Origin of the sequence: Streptomyces sp. Z423-1 (genome assembly GCF_013009255.1) — a bacterium.
Taxonomy (GTDB): Bacteria; Actinomycetota; Actinomycetes; order Streptomycetales; family Streptomycetaceae; genus Streptomyces; species Streptomyces gossypiisoli.
Genome location: NZ_CP053109.1, coordinates 797755 through 818088 on the forward strand (window position 1 = coordinate 797755; position 20334 = coordinate 818088).

Annotated in this window: 14 protein-coding genes and 4 pseudogenes; 6 read left to right on the forward strand and 12 right to left on the reverse strand. The window is 72.3% G+C overall.

Annotation, left to right across the window (positions count from 1 at the left end; all coding sequences use genetic code 11):
- The first annotated feature begins 98 nt into the window (after positions 1 to 98).
- The gene (locus HJD23_RS03555; protein WP_171110698.1) at positions 99 to 2702 is read left to right on the forward strand and encodes a CHAT domain-containing tetratricopeptide repeat protein; all 2604 of its coding nucleotides are present in this window, start codon (positions 99 to 101) and stop codon (positions 2700 to 2702) included.
- Positions 2703 to 2716: 14 nt separating this feature from the next.
- On the opposite strand, the gene HJD23_RS03560 is transcribed toward HJD23_RS03555, so the two are convergent.
- From HJD23_RS03560 to HJD23_RS43410, 10 genes and pseudogenes are all read right to left on the reverse strand, one after another.
- Positions 2717 to 4966, reverse strand: coding sequence for a LuxR family transcriptional regulator (locus HJD23_RS03560; protein ID WP_240980617.1), 2250 nt, complete (start codon positions 4964 to 4966; stop codon positions 2717 to 2719).
- A complete protein-coding gene (locus HJD23_RS03565) occupies positions 4963 to 5412 on the reverse strand; it encodes a hypothetical protein (RefSeq protein WP_171133981.1) in 450 nt (149 codons plus the stop codon). Before HJD23_RS03565 ends, HJD23_RS03560 begins: the two co-directional genes overlap by 4 nt.
- A 286-nt stretch (positions 5413 to 5698) precedes the next feature.
- Positions 5699 to 5980 carry a hypothetical protein gene (locus tag HJD23_RS43395; RefSeq protein WP_240980618.1) on the reverse strand — a complete coding sequence of 94 codons (282 nt, stop codon included), beginning with the start codon at positions 5978 to 5980 and terminating at the stop codon, positions 5699 to 5701.
- Positions 5965 to 6990 carry a histidine kinase gene (locus tag HJD23_RS03570; protein ID WP_240980619.1) on the reverse strand — a complete coding sequence of 342 codons (1026 nt, stop codon included), beginning with the start codon at positions 6988 to 6990 and terminating at the stop codon, positions 5965 to 5967. Before HJD23_RS03570 ends, HJD23_RS43395 begins: the two co-directional genes overlap by 16 nt.
- A gap of 181 nt (positions 6991 to 7171) precedes the next feature.
- Positions 7172 to 8603 (reverse strand): annotated as a pseudogene (locus HJD23_RS03575) (glycoside hydrolase family 43 protein).
- Between the two features lie 87 nt (positions 8604 to 8690).
- Positions 8691 to 9632: an alpha/beta hydrolase-fold protein gene (locus HJD23_RS43400; RefSeq protein ID WP_240980620.1), complete on the reverse strand. Its 942-nt coding sequence runs from the start codon at positions 9630 to 9632 to the stop codon at positions 8691 to 8693.
- A gap of 214 nt (positions 9633 to 9846) precedes the next feature.
- Positions 9847 to 10476: pseudogene (locus HJD23_RS43405) on the reverse strand (hypothetical protein); the annotation flags it as partial.
- A 4-nt stretch (positions 10477 to 10480) separates the two neighbouring features.
- Positions 10481 to 11692 (reverse strand): HupE/UreJ family protein, encoded by a 1212-nt coding sequence (locus HJD23_RS03585; protein ID WP_240980621.1) that lies wholly within the window; start codon positions 11690 to 11692, stop codon positions 10481 to 10483.
- Between the two features lie 100 nt (positions 11693 to 11792).
- Positions 11793 to 12629 carry a DUF3500 domain-containing protein gene (locus HJD23_RS03590; RefSeq protein ID WP_240980968.1) on the reverse strand — a complete coding sequence of 279 codons (837 nt, stop codon included), beginning with the start codon at positions 12627 to 12629 and terminating at the stop codon, positions 11793 to 11795.
- Positions 12563 to 12961, reverse strand: a pseudogene (locus HJD23_RS43410) (DUF3500 domain-containing protein); the annotation flags it as partial. The pseudogene HJD23_RS43410 and the gene HJD23_RS03590, both read right to left, overlap by 67 nt.
- 204 nt (positions 12962 to 13165) lie before the next feature.
- On the opposite strand from HJD23_RS43410, the gene HJD23_RS03595 reads away from it, so the two are divergent.
- A complete protein-coding gene (locus HJD23_RS03595; protein WP_171110202.1) occupies positions 13166 to 13867 on the forward strand; it encodes a response regulator transcription factor in 702 nt (233 codons plus the stop codon).
- 492 nt (positions 13868 to 14359) lie between these two features.
- Positions 14360 to 15343, forward strand: a complete 984-nt coding sequence (locus tag HJD23_RS44655) for a HAMP domain-containing sensor histidine kinase (RefSeq protein WP_171134140.1) — start codon at positions 14360 to 14362, stop codon at positions 15341 to 15343.
- Here the strand turns inward: HJD23_RS44655 and HJD23_RS03605 are convergent.
- Positions 15321 to 15860: pseudogene (locus HJD23_RS03605) on the reverse strand (LacI family DNA-binding transcriptional regulator); the annotation flags it as partial. The gene HJD23_RS44655 and the pseudogene HJD23_RS03605 sit on opposite strands and share 23 nt — an antisense overlap.
- A 111-nt stretch (positions 15861 to 15971) precedes the next feature.
- Between HJD23_RS03605 and HJD23_RS03610 the strand changes: the two are divergent.
- Positions 15972 to 17135 (forward strand): Gfo/Idh/MocA family oxidoreductase, encoded by a 1164-nt coding sequence (locus HJD23_RS03610; protein ID WP_171110683.1) that lies wholly within the window; start codon positions 15972 to 15974, stop codon positions 17133 to 17135.
- Positions 17136 to 17166: 31 nt separating this feature from the next.
- On the opposite strand, the gene HJD23_RS03615 is transcribed toward HJD23_RS03610, so the two are convergent.
- Positions 17167 to 18201 (reverse strand): LacI family DNA-binding transcriptional regulator, encoded by a 1035-nt coding sequence (locus HJD23_RS03615; RefSeq protein WP_171110682.1) that lies wholly within the window; start codon positions 18199 to 18201, stop codon positions 17167 to 17169.
- Positions 18202 to 18336: 135 nt separating this feature from the next.
- Between HJD23_RS03615 and HJD23_RS03620 the strand changes: the two genes are divergently transcribed.
- Positions 18337 to 19503, forward strand: coding sequence for a phytanoyl-CoA dioxygenase family protein (locus HJD23_RS03620; RefSeq protein ID WP_171111811.1), 1167 nt, complete (start codon positions 18337 to 18339; stop codon positions 19501 to 19503).
- A gap of 15 nt (positions 19504 to 19518) precedes the next feature.
- Positions 19519 to 20295 carry an SDR family oxidoreductase gene (locus HJD23_RS03625; RefSeq protein ID WP_171110681.1) on the forward strand — a complete coding sequence of 259 codons (777 nt, stop codon included), beginning with the start codon at positions 19519 to 19521 and terminating at the stop codon, positions 20293 to 20295.
- Positions 20296 to 20334: the final 39 nt, after the last annotated feature.

Consider the following 20334-nt stretch of genomic DNA (forward strand, 5'->3'; position numbering starts at 1 on the left):
CCACTGGAGCTTTGGTCGACAACTAGAGCAGCCGGGCCGCTGATTGATACAGAGACAAACCCGTGTGGCATGGTTCCGGTGCCACTACCATCCGAGGGGTGACAGCGGGAAGCGACTCGGTTCTCGAACTGCTGCCGATGGTGTTCGCCGCTCCGAACGACGCGCTGGCAGGGGCTCGGCGGGTGCTCGACACCGATCCGCCGCCGTTGCACGCCTCCGTCGCCCATCAGGTGATCGGCATCTGGCAGCGGGACTTCGGCGATCTGCGGATCGCCCTGGACCATCTGCGCCGCGCCCGCGATCTGGCGGCGCGCGCGGAGTCGGCCGAGCGGGAGGCGGACGTCCTCGGCACGCTCGGCGTGGCGCTGGTGCACGCGGGCCGCACCCGGCAGGGGCTGGCCGCGTTCGAGCGGGGCGTGCTGCGCGGTTCGGGGCACACGCGCGCGCGGGTGCTGTATCGCCGGGCCTACGTGTGGTGGGTGCTGGGCCACCACCGGGAGGCCCTGGAGGACGTACGCCGGGCGATTCCCGTGCTGCGGCAGGCGAACGACGTGATCTGGACGGCCCGGGCGCTGACCCTGCGGGCGACGGTGCATCTGGCGCTGGGCTCGGTGGAGCGGGCCGACGCCGACTTCACGGCGGCCGAACGACTGTGGGACACCACCGGGCAGGAGCACGACAAGGCCGACGCGGTGGAGAGCCGGGGCCTCGCAGCGTTCCGGTCCGGCGACATCCCGGCGGCGCTGCGGCTGCTGGACGAGGCGCAGGAGCGCTACGCCAAGCTCGGCACCCCCTCCTTCATGCTGAACATCCGGCGCTGCGAGGTGCTGATGGCGGCCGGGCTGGCCCGGGAGGCGCTGTCCGAGGCGGACGCGGCCATAGGGGTGCTGGACGGTATCGGCGGGCAGTCGACGCGCAAGGCGGAGCTGCTGCTGGTCGCCGCCCGCGCGGCCCGGCTGGCGGGCGATCCGCACACGGCGATCGCCCGGGCGGCGCTGGCCGTACGGCTGTTCGCCGCGCAGCGGCGCACCTGGTGGGAGACGCACGCCCGGCTGGTGCTGATCGAGGCCCGGGTGGCCGCCGGGCGCCGTTCGGGCCGGCTGGTCGCGGACGCCGCCGCGGTGGCCGAGAAGCTGGCCGCGTTCGGCGCGCCGGCCGCGCCGGAGGCGTCGCTGCTCGCGGGCCGGATCGCGCTGGCCCTGGGCTGGTACACGGACGCGGAACGGCATCTCGCGGTCGCCGCCCGCAGCAGGCACACGGGGCCGCCGCACGCGCGGATGACGGGCTGGGCGGCGCAGGCGCTACGCGCGCATGCCGCCGGTTCGAGTCGTGGGGTGCTGGAGGCGTGCCGACGGGGGCTCGACGTCCTGGACGATCACCGGATGACGCTCGGCGCCTCGGAGTTGCGGGCGCGCGCCACCGAGCAGGGTGCGGAGCTGGCGGCGCTGGCGCAGCGGGCCAGCCTCGCCTGCGGGGGGCCGCGGCGGCTGCTGATGTGGAGCGAGCGGTGGCGGGCCACGGTGCTGTCCGCGCCGCCCACCCGGCCGCCGGCCGATCCTGCGCTGGTGCGTTCCCTGACCGCGTTCCGGGAGATCGCCGCCCGCGCGGAGGCCGCCCGCATGGAGGGCCGTCCGGTGCCGGCGCTGGAGCGCGAGCAGCGGCGCCTGGAGCGGGAGGTCCGCTCGCGGACGCTGCACATGCGGGGCGACTCGCCCGGCGACGGGGACCGGTTCGACGTGGGCCGGCTGCTGACGCGGCTGGGTGAGACGCGGCTGGTGGAACTGGCCGTGCTCGACGGGCGCGTACAGGTGCTGCTGTGCGGCCAGGGGCGGGTACGGCGGTTCGAGGCGGGGCTGCTCGCGGAGGCGGAAGCCGAGGCCGAGCACGTCCAGGCCGGGCTGCGGCGGCTCGCCCACCCCGGCGCGGAGGGGCGGCTGCCGGTGGTGGAGGCGGCGGGGCGGCGGCTGGAGGAGCTGCTGCTGGGTCCGGCCGCCGCGTATCTCGGGCCCGGGCCGGTCGTGGTGGTGCCGCCGGGGCGGCTGCACCGGGTGCCGTGGGCGCTGCTGCCGTCGCTGCGGGAGCGGGTGCTCAGCGTGTCGCCGTCGGCGAGCAGCTGGCTGCGGGCCCGGGAGACCGTGCCGCCGCCGGGCGGGCGGCACGTCCTGGTCCGCGGGCCCGGGCTGGCGACGGGGGGCGCGGAGGTGCCCGAGGTCGCCGACCGGTACGGCAGGCCTACCGTCCTGGAGCACGACGAGGCCCGCGTCCCGCGCGTGCTGGAGGAACTCGACGGGGCCGCCCTCGCCCATATCGCCGCGCACGGCACCTTCCGCGCGGACAGCCCGCTGTTCTCCGCGCTGCGGATGGCCGACGGGCCGCTCATCGTGCACGACTTCGAACGGCTGGACCGCAGCCCGTACCGCATCATCCTCTCCAGCTGCGACACCGCCCGCCTCGCCTCGGTCGGCGCCGACGAACTCCTCGGCCTGGTCACCGCGTTGCTCCCGCTGGGCACGGCGGGCGTCGTCGCGAGCAGCGCGCCCGTCAACGACGCGGCCGTCGTCCCGCTGATGCTCACCCTCCACAAGGGCCTCGCCACCGGCCTCTCCCTGGCCGAGGCCCTCCGCGACGCCCGCGCGGCCCTGCCGGGCGACGCGGTGCACCAGGCGACGGGGTGGGCGTTCACGGCGTTCGGGGCGGCGTGAGGAGGGCCCTGCGTTCACGCCGGCTGTTCCACCAGCCAGGGCAGGGCGGCCCGGTCGCCGGCGCCGAGGCGGGCGTAGGCGCTGTAGAGGTGGTTGCCGACCGTGCGCACGGAGAGGGTGAGCTGTTCGGCGATCTGGCGGTTGCTCAGGCCGGCCGCGGCGAGGGTGACGATCTGGCGCTGGCGGGCGGTGAGTTCACCGAGGGCGAGGCCGGAGAGGGCCGGGGTACGGGCGGACTGGCAGCGTCGGGCCAGGGCCACCGCGCGCGTGCGTGACGTGCGCGCCGCGCGCGGGTCGCGGTGTGCCCGTACCGCCTGGGCGTGCGCCTCGGCGGCGAACAGCAGGAACCCGCGCTCCTGGAGCCGTTCGGCCACCCGGTCCAGGGCGGGCCCGTCGGCGCGGGCGAGCGCGTCGGCGTGCTCGGCGAAGACGCCGCGCAGGCGACCGGTGGCGTACTCCGGCGCACCGAGGCGTACGGCGTCGTAGGCGCTGTCGTAGGCACGGTCCGCGTCGTACGCACGGTCCGCGCCGTAGGCACGGTCCGCGTCGACCGCAGCCAGCGCCCGGTCGAGGTCGCCGCGCGCGGCCGCCGCCCAGAGGGCCGCGGCACCGCTCGGCTCGGCGTCCCCGGCGGCGGTCACATCGCCCGACTGGGCCGCCGCGAGGGCGAGTTCCGCTCGGCAGGACGGGTCGTCGGCCGCGCCGCGCAGCCCCTCGCGAGCCCACGCCGCGGCCTCCCGCAGCTCGCCCCGCAACCGCGCGAACCGCGCCCGCACGGCGGCGTACCCGGCCGGCACCGAGGCGCCCTCGGCCGCGAGCCACTCCCCCACGGGCGTGGCCAGCGGGCGTACGTCGGCCTGCTCGATGCGCCGCAGCAGCGCCGCCTGTTCCGCGGCCAGGGCGGCATCGCACCGGTCCGGCGTGCCCGCCAGGCGCCGGGCGCGCAGCCTTCCGGCCGTGGCGCGCAGGGCGGCGCCGAGCAGGGGGTGGGCGAGGTGGACGGCGCCGTGGTCGTCGATGCGGATCAGGGCGTCGTATTCGAGCCGTTCGAGGATGCCGAGGTCGACGGCGTCCATGGGCAGCGGGAGGGGTTCGGCGAAGGCGAGGCGGTGGAGGGTCTCGCGCTCGTCGGGGGCGATGCGGTCGAGGGCGGGGGCGATGCGGTCGCGGACCGTCGCGGTGACCGGCACCGGCCCCCGCCAGGCCCGCTCGTCCGTGCCGTCGACGCGGGTGAGCAGCCCGCCGTCGCGCAGCGCGCCGAGCAGGTCGCGCAGCAGCCGCAGGTCGCCCTGGCACAGGCGGTGCAGCCGGTTGGCGGTGAGCGGCTCCAGCGGGCCGCCCGCGCCCGCGGCGAGCAGCGGTGCCGTCTCCTCGGCAGGCAGTGGTTCGAGGGCGAGCCGGGGCAGCAGTTCACCGGTCCACAGCCGGGAGATCGCGCCGGGCACGGGTGCGCCGTCGGTGGCCACGACCAGCAGGCGGGTGCGGCCGTGCACGGCGAGCTGGTGCACCAGGGCGGCGGAGGCGTCGTCGAGCAGGTGCGCGTCGTCGACCAGCAACAGCCGCACGCCGGACAGCAGTTGCACCGCCCGGTGCAGGGTGACCCGCTCGGGCAGCAGGTGGGCGAACGCGGCGAAGGGGATCTCCCGGGTCTCGGGCGTTCCGGCGGCCCTGGCGCAGTCGGTGCCGCGGACGGCCTCGGTGACCAGGCGCGTCTTGCCGCAGCCGACGGGCCCGGTCACCACGATGCCGTGGCGGCCGGCGGTCAGCGCGCGGCGCACCAGGCCGAGTTCGTCCTCCCGCCCGGTGAACGGCCAGGGCAGCCGGGCTCGGTCGAGCCCGGCGCCCAGCAGCAAGGCGAACCCGATCGTGCTGTACAGGATGTACCGGTCGACGAACAGCGGCTTGACCGGCGAGAACAGGAGCAGCAGCAGGCCGGGCAGGAGCAGCATCGGCAGCGCGAGGGCGGGTAGCGGGAACGCTCCTCGCCCGCCCAGGGGAAGACGCCGGGCACACCACACGCCCACCAGGGCCAGGGCGGCCAGGCCGAGCAACTGCATCGGGTCGGGAAAGCCGATCCAGGCCACCTGCCCCGACTGCCCGGCGCTGAGCGCCACCAGCGGCAGCGTCCCGGCCACGACGCAGCCGGCGGCCCTCGTCCACCCAAGCATCACTTGGCGATCGACGCCGGACACGACCAGAGTGACGCCATGGGCCGGCAGGACCAGGACAGCGAACTCATGGAGCAGGCACGCGGTCAGCGTCACCACGGCATAACCGGCCCACCACCGCCGGGTACGGCGGAGGCGGCCGCGAGCAGCAGGACCGTGGACCAGGTGACCAGGGCGCAGACCATGGCGTAGGAACGGCCCTCCTGGGTGTACCGCTGCACCTGGGGAATCAGCGGGAAGACCAGCCCGGCCAGCAGGCCGCCCGGGGCCGCCAGGCGGAGCCCCAGCAGACCGACGCCCGCTGCCGCCAGGGACATCGCGAGTACGGACGGCAGCCGCAGGGTGAGCAGTCCGTCGCCGAACACGGCGAAGACCCCCTGCATCAGGGTGTAGTACAGGGCGTGCACCAGGTCTATGTGCTGCGCGGTGCGCCAGATGTGCGGCACGCTGCGCTGCGCGAGTTGCCAGGTGACCGCCTCGTCGCCCCACATGCTGTTCTGCCGGCGTATGCCCCACAGGCCCAGGGCCGTCGTCAGTGCCATCGGCGGCAAGACGGCCGTCAGCACCGGACGGGCGGCGTGCCGGCGGAGTACGGACGAAGGACGGGTGGGCTGCAGGCGTCGGCGCACCTGCGGTTTTGCGGTGGAGATCGCGGCCTCCGGGAGGGAAGAGCCGACGCACGGACGGCCGGACGGACTCGGGGACGGCGGCCGACTTGGTGCCGGCCGCCGTCCCCGACTCTCGCCCGAAGGGCGATGACCGCCTCGGACGAATGGCCACTCCTCCCCGGCGAGGGGCGCGTCCGCATCGGCCAATCGGCCATTTCCGTCAGCGGGATCCGCGGACACCCGGTCGGACGAGATCCGCGACAGTCGCGGTGTGCGCCGCGGCCGCGTCACGCCACGGTCGGCAGCACCGCCGTGACCTCCCAGCCCCGGCCGGGGCGGGGCCGGTACGAAGGTCGCCGCCGAGGGCGGTGACGCGTTCGGTGAGGCCGACGAGGCCGAAGCCGCCGCCCCGGGCGGCGTGGGGTATCCGGGTGCCGCCGCGTCCGTCGTCGCGCACGGTCACCCGCAGAGCGTGGTCCTCGTACGTCAGGTCGACGGCCACCTCGGTGGCGTCGGCGGCGTGACGGCGGACGTGAGGGCCTCCTGGACCACGCGGTACGCGGCTGCCTGCACCTCGTGCGGCAGGTCGTCGGGCACGGCGGGCTCACGGTGCAGGACGACCTTGGGCCCGGCGGGTCCGCCGAAGCCCTCCACCAGTCCGGCGAGCGCCGACAGATCACCGCTCGGCCGGCGCTCGGCGGGCGCCGGTCCGGTGGTGTCGTCGTTCGGCGTGTCGCGCAGGAGGCCGACGGTGCGGCGCATGGAGGAGAGGGCCTCGGTGGAGGCGCGTTCGATGTCCTTCATGATCGGGGCCAGGCGGTCCGGCTCGGTGGTCGCCAGCATTTGGCCGAGCTGGGCCTGCACCAGGATCCCGGTGACGTGGTGGGCGACGAAGTCGTGCAGGTCGGCGGCCATGGCGAGGCGTTCGGCACGGCGGGTCTCGGCGACCGCGACGGTGCGGCGGTGGTCCAGGGTGCGCAGGTAGCCACCGAGGCCGGCGGCGGCACCGACCAGCACGGCGAATGTCAGGACGAGGTCATCGCTGGTGTCTCGGCCGGGCAGGGCGAGAACCGCCACGCCGTTCAGCACGCCGCACACCGCCGCCCACGGTGCGGGGCAGGTGCGTACGGCGACCAGCAGCAGGCACAGCAGGATGACGACCTCGCCGATGCCGTACGTGACCGTCCAGCCGGACAGGACACCGACCATCGTCAGAGCCAGGAAAGAACCGCGGGCACGGTGGCGCGCACGGTCGTTCCGAGCCACGCGGGCTCCCCGCTGCCTCCAGGACAGGGGAAGGGCGCCGCGCCTCGCGGGCCAGAGGAGCGCCGCCAGACCGGCCGGCAGCACCACGACGGTCTGGAGCCAAGGCGGCCTGCCGTCCAAGCTCGCCACCAGCACGTCCGTGGCGGTCGCCAGGAACAGCAGGACGACGCCGAGCCACCGCAGGCAGCCTTGCCTGCGGTGGCTCGGCGGTGCGGCCGGCTTTTCGATCAAAGGAGCGGGATGCACGGCGTCAGTCTAAGAATGGGGACGGCACGACCGGATCGGCCGGAAGGACGGTCCGGTCGAGAAGATGTCAGGACACCTCGCCCCGCTGACGCGGGGCGAGGTGAGCGGTCGTCGGTGAGCGGTACGGCCGACGGATGGCAGATGGAACGTGGCGGGGAGTGCGTCCGCGTCCCCGGCGGGGTCAGCTCGTCACGCGGAAGGTGGCGTCACTGCGCCCTGTCGCGGTGGTGATGGGGTCGAGCTTCAGTTGGTACGCGTAGTGCCGGATGTACCGGTCCGGGTAGTTGTACGACTGGAACGACGACCATGCCGAGTCGGCGAGCCCGGCGACCTGGCGGAAGCTGGCGTCCTCGGCGAACCGGGTGGTGCCGTCGTTGGAGGCCAGCTGGAAGTCGAAGTTGGCGTGGCGCAGGAAGTGGCCGGGGAAGTTCACCGACTCGAAGGAGACGGTCCCGGAGCCGGCCAGGCCGGGCCTGATCCGGAACTGGGCGTCCTGGGCGGGGCTGACGTTCGGGTCGATGCGCACGTCGTAGTTGGCGTGCCGTACGTACCGGTCCTGGAAGTTGAAGGACTGGAGCCGGTTGACCGCGGTGCTGGGCCAGCGGGCGAGCACGCGGCTCTCCTCGGCGGCCGTGAGGGTCAGGATCGAGCCGTGGCGCTTCTTGGTGCCGCCCAGGTCGTAGCTGCCCGACGCCGGAAGCTTGTAGGTGCCGGAGGCGGACGGGTCGGTCGTCGTGACCGGCATGTAACCGCGGCCCGCGGCGTACTGGTCGAGGTAGAGCGTCCACTCGTTACGGTCTCTGAACTTCATCCACATCGGACCCTCGACCTGGGAGCCGGTCAGGCCGATGCCGGAGAGGTTGCCGAGGTTGGTCCAGGTGCCGAGGATCGAGTTGCTGCCTTCGAGCGTGATCTGGCCGTCACCGGAGGCCCGTACGTAGCGGTAGTCGCCGACGCCGGACGGCAGCTCGACGATCTGGGTGTCGATGATTTCCTGGGTGCCGGGGCGCTCGATGTAGGTCTGCGGGGTGGTGATGGAGCGGAAGTCGCTGGTGCGGGCGTAGTAGATGCGGTGCTTCGTCGCGCCGTTGAGGGGCTTGTTCGTCGCCCAGTACAGGACGTAGTCGTTGGTGGCCGGGTTCCAGATCGCCTCCGGCGCCCACGCGTTGCGCCCGTCGGGGATAGCGCCGGCGACGTTGAGCAGCCACGGCTGCGACCAGGTGACCAGGTCCGTCGACTCCCATACGACGAGGTTGCGGCTGCCGTTGTTGATGGCGGTGTTCCAGTCCTGCCCGCAGCCGATGCACAGGTCGGTCGCGATGATCCAGTACTTGTCGTCGTTCGGGGAACGCACCAGGGGGGTCACGCACCCCGCGCGTGCCGACCGTGGAGCGCAGGGCTGCCCCGCCACCATTGAGGTCGGTCCAGTGCAGGCCGTCGGTGCTGTGCGAGAAGTAGATCTGCTGGCCGGTCGACCCCTCGCCGATGAAATGTGTCATCAGGTAGCCCGGGTCGGCGGCGGCGGCCCGCTGAGGCGTAGTCAGGACTTGGGACGTGAAGAGTAGGCAGGCGGCGACCAATACTGCCGCCAGCCGGGCTAGAAGCGCGGACAAGTGCGTCTCCTGTCTTTCTGCGGGTGCCACGTCGGGCCACAGCGGGAGTCCAGCGGGGCTGGAGGGAGGAGGAGGTATGGCGGAGCGCTACTCCAGACCCGCCTGAGGTTCGACATTTCGAACATTGTGCGTAACTTCGACCAGAAGATAGGATGTTGGACATGGGCGCGTCAATGGATCCGGCGATACTGGCTCCGGATCCTGTGATGTCGTCAGTTCCGTGCGCGAGGCCGGCGATCCGCCGTCATGGCGGAGGGCCGCGCGAACCCTTCCGGGTCGCGCGGCCCTCTGCCGGTGACCGAGGCGCCGGCCCTTCAGATGCCTGATCGGCTGCCTGTCTCGGTCACTTGTGCGCTTGAAGATCCATTCGCGGATGCCTTCGATGTTGTAGGCGATCTTCCAGGTGTAGAGGTGGTTGTTGAGGGAGTTGTCCGTGACGCCGCTGGGGACGACCGTGCCCTTCTCGAAGGCGACGTAGTTGATGGAGGTCCTCTTGGCGACCATCTTCCTGACCCCGGCGGCGAATTCCTTCTGAGTGGAGGTGCCGTCCCAGACCGCGCGGGTGACCGTGGCTCCCTTCTCCTCCAGGGCGGCGGTGATGGCGTTCTGGCCGGGGTAGGCGCTCTCGTCGCCCTGGGAGACGGTGATCCACAGCTTGTCGTTCGCCATCGGGGCGACCAGGCTGGTGTCCCACTGGCCTGCGACGATGTAGGAGGCGGCGAACAGGTCGGGGTACTCGATGTCCATGACGATCGACATGATGGCGCCCATCGACTGACCGGTGGTGTAGAGGCGATCGGTGTCGATGCTGTAGGTCTCGGTGACGTTGTTGAGCAGGTTGACGGTGGTCTCGAGCCAACTGGTCACGGTGTAGCCGCCGTGGTCGTCGACGACCGCACTGGAGTACTGCGGTGCGAGGACGAAGGCCGGGCGCCTGGCCTGGTCCTGGGGGCTGGCCCAGCAGGTGGCGCCGTTGCCCTGGACGAGCGTGGTCAGGGGGTCGCTGCTGAGCACGGCGGCGTCGTGCATGAACAGCACCAGCGGGTACGACTTCCTCTCGTCGTAGCCCGCGCAGGTTGTACTTCAGGGTGTTGCCGGTCGCGGGGTCCGTGAAGGACAGCTGCTCGAAGTCGTCGACGATCAGGTTCTTCACGGCGGTCGTAGTGACGCCGGTGGAGCTCGCCGGGTAGACGGTGCCCCGGGCGGTGGTGACGGCGCCCGCCTGAACCACGGTGGCCACCGCCTCCTTGATCTTCGGGCCCTGCTGCCCGCCGCCGGGGCCTCCGCCGCTCGGGGGTCCGCTGGGCGCGCCGCTCGGGGCCGCTCGGCGGGTGCCGCCGCCGCGGGCCGCTGCTCTCCAACAGGAGGCGGCCTCGTCGTCGGGGGACATCTCGACGATGACGTACCGGCCGCCGCGGCCCTTTCTGCTCGGGGTGGGCGAGGTGGTGGCGTACACCTTCGTGATGGTGCGGTCCGCGACCGTGAACGTCGTCGTGGACAACTTCGCGCTCCTGATGGGCGCGTCGTACTCCAGCGCGACGGCGGTGAGCTTCAGGCCGTCGCCGAAGACCTCGGTGATCGCGGTGGCACTCTTGATGTGCCCGCTGTCCGTCGACACCTCGTCGGCCGAGGCGGTCCCGTACGCCGCCACGCCTCCGACGACGGCCAGCGCGGCCCCTGCCGAGGTCGCTATGAATGCCCGCCTGTCCATTGTCCTTTGTCCTCCTGAGTCGATCAGTGATTTCGGTACACAGCCGAGGGAAACGGGCTGTGAGCTTGTTGGGGTGACGCCTTTACCCGCGGCCGCTCTCAGCCGCCGGGCAGGAGGCATTTCGCGGTTCCAGTGGCCACGGGCGCTCGGAGGCACGGCCATGACCTCATACCAGGTCGCCCTCGGTGCGCTCTGCCGCCACCTGTGGTGTCCGTGGTACGACCCGGTGGGCGACGACGGCCGACGCGGCGACCGTGGCGGCGACGAGCAGCGGATGCCCCACCAGCCAGCTCTGCACGCCCTCGAAGGGGTCGAGGGACGTGAGCGTGGCCCGTTCGAGCATCCAGGACACCGAGAACACCAGCCCGACGAGTGCCACGCCGACGCGGAACGCGGGATAGACGGCCGTGCGGGCCAGCGCGACCAGCGACGGCATCATCAGCGCCACGACGAGCAGTTGCGTCAGCTCGATGCCGAGGTTGAAGCCCAGCAGCGTGGTCACCAATGCCCCCCGGGTGAGGCCGAGTTCGCCGATGAGCGAGGCGAACGCCAGCCCGTGGACGAGTCCGAACCCGGCGGCGATGAGCACCTCGCCGCGGGCCACCAGCGGCCGGACGGCATGCACCGCGGACACCGCGATCGAGAAGGCGATCAGCGTTTCGACCGGTCTGGTCGGCAGGCTGATCACTCCGGTTGCCGCGAGTGCGAGCGTGAGCGAGTGGCCGACGGCGAACGCCGTGACGACGTGCACCACGCGGACGACGCTGTGTCGTGCCGACGGGGCCGCGCGCCATCGGCCGCCGACGGCCACCAAGGGGGCGGGGATGAGCAGCATCAGCAGGAACAACAGATGGTCCGCACCCTCGCCGACGTGCTCGACGCCCAGGCCGGCGGTGGTGGCGAAACCGCGCAGCCATGAGCCCTCTCCCGCGGGAACCTCAAGGCTCTTGGTCGAGAAGTCGAAGACCCCGAGGGTCTCGGCGTCGTCGGTCCTGAGGATGCCGCGGCCGAAGTCGTACCGGACGGTGGCGATGACCTTGTGGGTGAGGAGTTCCTCGACGATGACGTCGTAGCGCAGGTCGAAGTCGGTGACGGTCCCGTCGGGCGGTCGGATCGTGAGCGGGTAGACGAGGTGTGCCGTCCCGTCGATCGTCCGCACCGTACCCGTACCGAGCGTGACCTGCCAGGGACGGGCGTCCTCGCCCACGGCACCGATGTGCCCGGCCGTGTAGCGCGCGAGAAACGTCCGGTCGGTGCCGAGGACGCTGTCGCGGGTGAGGTCGCGGTGGACGGCGACGGCGAGCCGGTCGACGGGCAGCTGAACCTCCCCTTCGACCCGGTCGTCGCGGATGTCGAGGAGGACGGCCGAGGTGCTCATCGGATGGGCGCCGGCTAAGGGCACGGGACCGCAGACCAGCACGAGTGCCGCGAGAACGAGGGGGAGCAGGAGACGGCGCACCGGAGCAGTTCCCGCCCTGTCATTTCCAGCCGTAGTCGGCGGTCTCGTCGCGGAAGATGGTGTGCTGGTGGACGCCGTCGAGCACAATGCCGCCCTGGTTGGAGAACTCGATCCAGACAGCCGGGCCGTCGACTCGGACGTACGTCTCCTCGTTGTCGATGTCCGTCGCGCCGCTCCAGCCGAGATACGTCTCGTCGTACGCGGAGACGTACTCGGCGACGAGCGCCTCGGCGGCCTCCTCGTCCAGGTCGTCCACCCAGGTGCGGATCATCGCGGTGACCTTGTCCTGCTGCTCCTGACTGAGGTCGCCGACGACGACGCCCTCGGGGTCCGGGAAGGGACCGTCGTTGCCGGGACCGAGCAGCAGGTCGTCGAAGCTGCCGCTGATCTCGGCCTTCGCCAGCTCGCTTTCGCTCAGCGAGGCGATGGCCGCCATGGTGGTGTCCCGCTTGTCGTTCAGCGGGGCGTACGACGTGCCGTTCAGCTCGAACGTCTGCGGCTCGATGGCGGTCAGGGGGGAGAGGCTGACGTCGTCCTTGTAATAGGTGATGTTGTACGCCGCGTGGTGGCCGCCGAACTCGACCATGAACTGCTCGGTCTCGCTGGGCTCGCCGAAGAACGCCAGGTAGTACTTGTCCGAGCTGTACTCGTCGCCGCCACCGGGCCCCCTTCCGCCGCCGGACGCCTGCGCCTGGGCGAGGTAGTCGTCCGCGGCGCGGATGTCCTGGAGCCCTTGTAGCCCTGGTCGCTGAGGGCGGCCTCCATGACCTTCAGCGCGGCGGCCTTCTGGTCGTCGTCGAGGGCGGCGAACTCGATGCCGTTGCGCTTGACGCCGCCGGTCGGGAAGTTCGACCAGCCCGTCGTCTTGGCGTCGTCGTCGAAGTCGTAGAGCGCGGTGTCCTTCTCGTCGTCGGAGAGTGTCTTCAGGAAGGCGTCGGCGGCGGCCACGACCTCGACGGTGTTCGCCTTTCCGGCGCCGGTGCTCGTGGTCGCGCCCTGGCTGGAGGCAGTCGTCTCCGACGACGAGGACCCGGAGTCGCCGGAGCCGCAGCCGGCGAGGCCGAGGCCCAGGCCGAGGCACGCGACCAGGGCGACGGACCGGCGCGCGCGTGACCGCTCTCCGCCCTCCCGGCGTGCCGGCGATACCGGGGTGGTGGAAGCGGCCGGGGAAAGGACGACGGTGGACATGGATCTCCTGGAGCGGTTCAGATGGGAGCCCTCATCGTGGGTGAGGCGCCTGTGACGTCCATAGGAGGACCATGGGAGTTCGGTAAAGTCCGGGCGTCTGTGCTGGCGGGAGCCGAGAGACACAGGGCCCGGTCAAGCCGAACTGATAATCGTTACTCGCAGGTTCGTCTGAGATCACCGCGAGCGGTGGGTCATCATGAGGGCGTGCTGAACCGCGTCCTCATCGCCGACGACGACCGTGCGATCCGTGAATCCCTTGCCCGGGCACTGGAGCTGGAGGGATACGACGTCGTCACCGCCGCCGACGGGGTGGAGGCGCTGAGTCAAGCCCGTCGGGGCTCCTTCAGCGCACTGGTGGTCGACGTCGTGATGCCGCATGTCGACGGCATGGCCGTGTGCCGTGTGCTGCGAGCCGACGGTGACCGCACCCCCGTGTTGCTCCTCACCGCGCGGACCAGGATTCCGGATCGGGTCGCCGGCCTGGACGCGGGCGCCGACGACTATCTGCCCAAGCCCTTCCGGGTTCCGGAGCTGCTGGCCCGGCTGCGGGCCTTGCAGCGCCGGGCCGCGCTGGCACCGGCGGATCAAGAGGCCGAGCCGGCCGGAGCCGCTCTGTGGATCGCGTCCCTGCGCATCGAGCCGGGCGCTCGGCGCGTCTGGTGGGCCGGCAAGGAGGTGGAGCTGTCCAAGACCGAGTTCGACCTGCTGGAGCTGTTGGTGCGCAACGAGGGCATCGTGCTGGACCACTTGACGATCTACCACCGCATATGGGGCTACGACTGCGGGCCGCACGCGAACAATCTGGCCTGCTACGTCAGCTATCTGCGGCGCAAACTCACCGCCGTCGGCGCGCCCGAACTCATCCACACGGTGCGTGGTGTGGGATACGCGGTGCGGTTGCCATGAGTCTGCGCGCGCGGTTCACGCTGTCGTTCGCCGTGGCCGGCACCCTGGTGGCGGCGTTCGTCGTGCTCAACTACTGGGCCGCCTCCGAGCAGGTCATCGCGCAGGCCAATCGGACGCTGAGGCTGGTCACGATGGCGGTGGCCGACGAGCAGAACAGGTCGCACCACCTCAGCGATACGGACACGGGGGGACAGGTGCCCGCCCCCGGCCGTGATCGGCTCGGCGCGGTCGACGACGGGGCGGAACAGGCGATCGTGCAGGTCGTGGCCCAGGACGGCAAGGTCACTCATCTGGGCGGCCCGGACGTGGCACTACCGGTGTCCGACTCCGTACGCGCTCGCCGCCTCCGGCGCGCCCGGGCAGGGGGAACAGATCACCGAGATCGTCGTGAACGGCGACACCTACTGTCAGCGGACCGTCGCGCTGGGGGAGGGCCGCGGAGCCCTGCAGGCGGCCGTCCCGATCGGCCCGACACGCGACGTGCTGGAGAGCATGGCCAAGGAGATCGCGGGGGGCGCACTCGCGGTCGTGCTCGCCGCGTCCGTCGTGGGCTGGCTGCTCGCACGATGCATCACGCGGCGCCTGGTGCGGCTGGCGAGGGCTGCGGAGGAAGTCAGCGATGACTGGCGCGTCGCCCGGGATGTCTCGGTGGAGGGTAGGGACGAAGTCGGGCGGCTCGCGGTGTCGTTCAACAAGATGATCGGCCGCCTCGCAGCCTCCCGCGAGGCACAGGAGAGGCTGGTGGAGGATGCCGCCCACGAGCTTCGCACTCCGCTGACCAGTCTGAGTACCAACGCGAGTGTGCTGCGCCGCGTCGACGAGCTCGCCCCGCACGCCCGTGCACGGCTTCTGGACGATGTCGAGGGCGAGATGTGCGAGTTGAGCCACCTGGTCGACGAGCTCGTCGAACTCGCCCTCTCCCGGAACCGCGACGAAGCCGCAGAGCCCGTCGAATTGGCCTCGGTGGCCCGCCGCGCCGCACGCCGTGTGTACCGGCGCACGGGCCGACTGGTGCAGATCGACGCCGACGGCTCGGTCGTCCTCGGGCGCGGCCAAGGTCTCGAACGCGCCGTCGGCAACCTGCTGGAGAACGCCGCCAAGTTCGACAGTGACGGCGCGGAGCCCATCACGGTGCGCATCCACAAGGGCAGGACCACCGTCTCCGATCGCGGCCCGGGTATCGCCGCCGCCGACGCGGCCCGTGTGTTCGACCGCTTCTACCGCGCCGACACCGCTCGCGGCCTGCCCGGGTCCGGACTCGGCCTGGCCATCGTCCGCGACGTCGCCGAGACCCACGGCGGCACCGTCTTCGCTGAGACCCGACCCGGCGGCGGGGCCTCGGTCGGGTTCACCGTGAGCAGCTCCCTGCTGCTGCCGGGCGGTGCTCCGGATGCCGCCGAGGCGCTCCATGCCGTCCCGTCCGGTGGGCCGACGGCGCCGTGCGCGAGGCGGAGCGGCGGTGGCCGAGGCCGATGAGGTGCTCCGTGACGAGCCGCGCGCCCGACTCGTCGTCGCCCGCGACCACATCCACCCCGGGCGGCACGGGTTCGCGGGCGCCGGCCAGCACCACGGGTATCCGCCCGGCGACCGCGCCGAGCGCCGCCGGATCCGGCAGTGTGCCGACCACGACCAGGCCGTCGACGCCGAGGTCCTGAAACGGGCCGGTGGGGTCCTGGCCGGTACGCCGGTTGAGGCGGGCGTCGGCGAGCAGCATGTGCAGACCGCCCGCGTGCAGCAGGGAGTTCAGGCCGTCGAGCAGGTCGACGTACCAGGGGTTGCGCAGGTCGTGCAGGAGGACACCGACCGTGCGGGTGCGCTGCTCGCTGAGGCTGCGCGCGGCGGCGTTCGGCCGGTAGCCGAGCTCGCGCACGGCCCGCAGGACGGCCTCCCGCTTCTCGGGCCGCACCTGGTCGGAGCCGCGCAGGACGAGCGAGACCAGCGACTTGGAGACACCGGCGCGTTCGGCCACGTCGCGGATCGTCGGCGGTCTCATGGGATGGACCGTTCCATGAGGCGCCACGAGTTGTCAAAGGGTTGACACGCGGCTCGAACCGCGCTCAGGGTGGCCTGGACAGGTTCTGGAACGGTCCAAAAAGGGGCTTTCATGGTGGACACGCTCGGCGTCGCCGTCGTCGGATTCGGCTGGATGGGCCGGGTCCACACCCAGGCCTACGCCCGCCTTCCGCACCACTACCCACAGCTGCCCCTGCGTCCGGAGCTGGTGACCGTCGCCGAGGAGGTGCCGGGCCGGGCCGAGCAGGCCGCCGAGCAGTTCGGGTTCGCCTCGGCGACCCGCGACTGGCGCGAGGTGGCCGCCGACCCGCGCGTGCGGGCGGTCAGCATCACCGCGCCGAACTTCCTGCACCGCGAGATCGGCGTGGCGATGGCCGAGGCCGGCAAGCACATCTGGATCGAGAAGCCGGTCGGCCTCACGGCCGACGACGCCCGCGCGGTCGCCGAGGCGGTGGCCAAGGCCGGGGTGCAGAGCGCGGTGGGCTTCAACTACCGCAACGCGCCCGCAGTGGAGACCGCCCGCGAACTGATCGCCTCCGGCGAGCTCGGCGACGTCACGCATGCCCGGATCCGGCTGTTCAGCGACTACGCGGCGCATCCCGAGGGTGCTCTGACCTGGCGGTACGAGCGGGAGCGCGGCGGCAGCGGAGTGCTGGGCGATCTGGCCTCGCACGGCGCCGATCTGGCCCGCTTCCTGCTCGGCGACATCGCGGCGCTCACCGCCGATGCGGCGATCTTCGTCCCGGAGCGGGCCCGCCCCACCGGCGCCACCGCCGGCCACTCCCGCGCTACCGGCGGCGAACTCGGCCCGGTCGAGAACGAGGACTACGTGAGCGCTCTGCTGCGCTTCGCCTCCGGTGCCCGGGGTGTCCTGGAGGCCTGCCGGGTCTCGGTCGGCGAGCAGAACAATTACGGCTTCGAGGTGCACGGCACGAAGGGCGCGGTGTTCTGGGACTTCCGGCGCATGAACGAGTTGGGGATCAGCCGGGGCACGGCCTACCAGGACCAGCCTGTGAGCACGGTGTACGTCGGCCCGGGCCACGGCGAGTTCGCCGCCTTCCAGCCGGGCGCCGCCAACGCCATGGGCTACGACGACCTGAAGGTCATCGAGGCGTACCGCTTCCTGCGCTCCATCGCCGAGGGCACCCCGCACGGGGCCACACTGCCGGACGCCGTGCACAGTGCGGTCGTCCTGGACGCGATGGCGCGGTCCGCCGAGAGCGGCGCGTGGGTCACCGTGGACGCGCGCGGGTGACGGCGGGTCAGCGGACGACCTGACGCGAGTGCTACACGGCCGCCGCCTGCGGCGGCATGTTGTAGGGCGTCACCACCTGGATCGCGGACGGCAGGGTGGGCCCGGCGGGCGGCAGCGCGCCGTGTGCGCGCATCACCAGGTGGCAGGCCTCGCGCATGTCCTGGCGCAGGTCGTGGTGGAGTACGGCGGACAGACGGTGCTCGCGCAGCAGGCGGGTGTTGTCGTGGTCCAGGTCGTGGGCGACGAACACGGCGCACTCGCGGCCGAGGTCCTCGAAGGCGCGCAGGGTGGCGATGTTGCCGCCGCCGATCGAGTAGACCGCGCGGATGTCCGGGTCGCGTTCCAGGGCGGCGCGGACGAGGTCGTACTGCGTGGCGTCCAGGCCCTGGCCCTCGGCGATCTCGACGAGGGTGCGCTGCGGGTGCCGGGCGCGCATGGCGCCGCGGAAGCCCATCTCGCGCTCCTCCTCGTTGCGGAAGAAGCCGCTGCTGAGGCTGGTGAGGACATTGCCGGGGCGGTCGCCGAGCCACTGGCCCATGAGGTACGCGGCGGTCGCGCCCGCCGCCCGGTTGTCGATGCCGACGTAGCCGAGGCGGGCGCTGGCGGGCAGGTCGGTGACCAGGGTGACGACGGGGATGCCCGCCGCGACCAGCCGGGCGACGGCGGCGGTGACCTCGGGGACGTCCGGGGCCTTGAGGACCACGCCCTGCGAGCCGCGCCGGGCGATCCGGTCCAGGGTCCGCACCTGTTCCCCGGCCGGGCCGGTCTCCCGGAAGTGGAACCGCGAGCGCACCACGGCCGGGTGCAAGGACGGCAGCTCCGCCTCCAGGGCGGCGCGTATGGCGGTGGAGAACCGCTCCGGCGCCTGCATCACGATGTCGATCATGAAGGTACGGCCGACCAGCCGGACCTGGGTGCGCTGCCGGTCCAGGTCGGCGATGGCGCGGCGCACCTCCTGCGCGGTGCTCTCCCGCACACCGCCCCGCCCGTTGAGGACCCGGTCGACGGTGGCCTCGCTCAGACCGGCCTGACGTGCGATCTCCCGGATCGGGAAGGGGTGGCCCACGGACGGCTCCTTGAGGGGTTTTTGATGGGTTGCTGCTGGTTGTTCGAGGGGTTTGTACTGACAAGAATGACAGGGCTGCGCCACCCCGTCACCGAATTGGCAGCGCTGCACCATCCCGTCACCGAGAGGACGCCGATGTCCTTCACCTCCGTACCCCGCGGTGCCTGGCTGTTCGAGCGGGACTGCGACCTCGACGCCTTCCGGGCCCACATCGAGCGGACGACCGACGCCGCCGACTACCCGGGCGCCGCCTCCGTCGAGCGGAACGTCCTCGTCTACGACGGCGAGCGGCTCCGCACGGCCCCGGACCACCGGGAAATCCAGGCCGAGCTGGTCCGCGCGCTGTCCGACGGCCCCGGGATCGTGGTGTTCCGGGCCGCCTTCCCGGACCCGGCGGTCGTGGACGCCGTCACGGCCGTGTTCGAGGCCCTGATCGCCGAGCAGCGCGCCTCGGGCGCCGCCGCGGGTGACCACTTCGCCAAGCCGGGCGCCAACGACCGGGTGTGGAACGCGCTGGAGAAGGCGGCTCTGTACGACCCGGAGGCGTTCGCCGACTACTACGCCAACGACGTCCTCGCCCTGGTGTCGGAGGCCTGGCTCGGTCCCGGCTACCAGGTCACCTCGCAGGTCAACGTGGTCAACCCGGGCGGCGCCGCGCAGACCGCGCACCGCGACTACCACCTGGGGTTCCTGTCGAACGAGGCCGCGGCGGCCTACCCGGCGCATGTGCACCGCCTCTCTCCCGTGCTCACCCTCCAGGGCGCGGTGGCGCACGGCGACATGCCGGTGGAGACGGGGCCGACGATGTACCTGCCGTACTCGCAGACGTACGAGCCCGGCTATCTGGCCTGGCGGCTCCCGGAGTTCCGGGCCTGCTTCGAGGAGCGGCACGTCCAGCTTCCGCTCGCCAAGGGCGACGCCGTCTTCTTCAACCCCGCGCTGTTCCACGCCGCCGGCACCAACCGCTCGCGTGACGTGCGGCGCATGGCCAATCTGCTCCAGGTGTCGTCGGCGTTCGGGCGCGCGATGGAGACGGTGGACCGGGAGGCCGTCGCGAACGCCGTCTTCCCGGTGCTGCGCAAACGGCGGGCCGAGGGCTGGGACGAGCACCGGCTGCACCACGTCATCGCCGCGAGCGCCGAGGGCTACCCCTTCCCCACCAACCTCGACAGCGACCCGCCGGTCGACGGACTGGCCCCGCCCTCCCAAGCGGATGTCGTGCGGCGGGCGCTGCGCGAGGACTGGACCCCCGAGGCGCTGCGAGCGGCGTTGCGGGTCGGCGCCGAGCGGCGCGAGAGCTGAGAGGAACGGCACGGTATGGGACTTCTCGACGACAAGGTGGTCCTTGTCAACGGTGGCAGCCAGGGCGTCGGCGCGGCCGTCGCGCGGGCCGCGGTGCGTGAAGGGGCGGTCGTGGCCGTCACCGGGCGGCGCGACGAACCGGGTGCGGCGCTGGTCGCGGAGCTGACCGCCGCCGGCGGCAAGGCCGTGTTCGTCCGGGCCGACCTCGCGGACGCCGGGCAGGCGAAGGACGCGGTGGCCCGGACCGTCGCCGAGTACGGCCGGGTCGACTGCCTGGTCAACTCGGCGGGGCTGACCTCCCGGGGCACGCTGCTGGACACCACGCCCGAGCTGTTCGACCAGCACATCGCGATCAACCTCAAGGGGCCGTTCTTCGCGATGCAGGCCGCCGTCGCGGACATGCTGGCGCGCGAGGCGCCCGGCACGATCGTCAACATCATCACGTCCTCGGCACACGGCGGGCAGCCGTTCCTCGCCCCGTACGTCGCCGCCAAGGCCGGACTCGCCGGGCTGACCCGCAACGCCGCGCACGCCCACCGCTGGGACCGGATCCGGATCAACGGCCTCAACATCGGCTGGACCGCGACCGAGGGCGAGGACGCCACGCAGCGCGCCTTCCACGGCGCCGGGGACGACTGGCGCGAAGTGGCTGCCGCCCGGCTGCCGATGGGCCGACTGGGCCGACCGGACGAGATCGCCGACTTCGTGGTCCTGCTGCTCTCGGACCGGTCCGGAGTGGTCACCGGTTCGGTGATCGACTGGGACCAGAACGTGCTCGGCGGACTCGACTAAGGAGTTGCCGCGATGTGTCGTCGGTCGTCTGCGGCATCG